The sequence below is a fragment of the Klebsiella sp. 141162 genome (assembly GCF_050600755.1).
Classification (GTDB): domain Bacteria; phylum Pseudomonadota; class Gammaproteobacteria; order Enterobacterales; family Enterobacteriaceae; genus Klebsiella; species Klebsiella aerogenes.
The window spans coordinates 1-645 of record NZ_JAQIRI010000028.1 but is presented as its reverse complement, the minus strand read 5'-3'; the positions used below and the strand labels follow the sequence as shown (position 1 = coordinate 645).

The 645-nt window shown below is 47.8% G+C and carries 2 tRNA genes and 1 rRNA gene; all 3 read left to right on the top strand.

Annotation, left to right across the window (positions count from 1 at the left end):
• Nucleotides 1–70: ribosomal RNA gene (locus PGR23_RS24410) — 16S ribosomal RNA — on the top strand; the annotation flags it as partial.
• Nucleotides 71–141: 71 nt separating this feature from the next.
• Nucleotides 142–218 (top strand) — tRNA-Ile (locus PGR23_RS24405).
• A 106-nt stretch (nucleotides 219–324) separates the two neighbouring features.
• A tRNA-Ala gene (locus PGR23_RS24400) sits at nucleotides 325–400 on the top strand.
• Nucleotides 401–645: the final 245 nt, after the last annotated feature.

The following is a 645-nucleotide window of genomic DNA, read 5'->3' as shown; positions in this document are numbered from 1 at the left end:
GTGATTCATGACTGGGGTGAAGTCGTAACAAGGTAACCGTAGGGGAACCTGCGGTTGGATCACCTCCTTACCTTAAAGAACCTGCCTTTGTAGTGCTCACACAGATTGTCTGATGAAAATACAGCAGTAAGTAATCTCTGCAGGCTTGTAGCTCAGGTGGTTAGAGCGCACCCCTGATAAGGGTGAGGTCGGTGGTTCAAGTCCACTCAGGCCTACCAAATTTTCCCTGAATACTGCGTTGTGGCAAAGCTCGCATACTTCAGTATGCTTCGCTTCACCACGCCTTGTCTCAGGAAAAATTACCGGTAAAGAGATAACTACGATGGGGCTATAGCTCAGCTGGGAGAGCGCCTGCTTTGCACGCAGGAGGTCTGCGGTTCGATCCCGCATAGCTCCACCATCCTTACTGCAAAAAACAAGAAAACTTCAGAGTGTACCTGAAAAGGTTCACTGCGAAGTTTTGCTCTTTAAAAATCTGGATCAAGCTGAAAATTGAAACGACACACAGTTAATGTGTGTTCGAGTCTCTCAAATTTTCGCAATCAGAAGTGAAACATCTTCGGGTTGTGAGGTTAAGCGACTAAGCGTACACGGTGGATGCCCTGGCAGTCAGAGGCGATGAAGGACGTGCTAATCTGCGAAAAG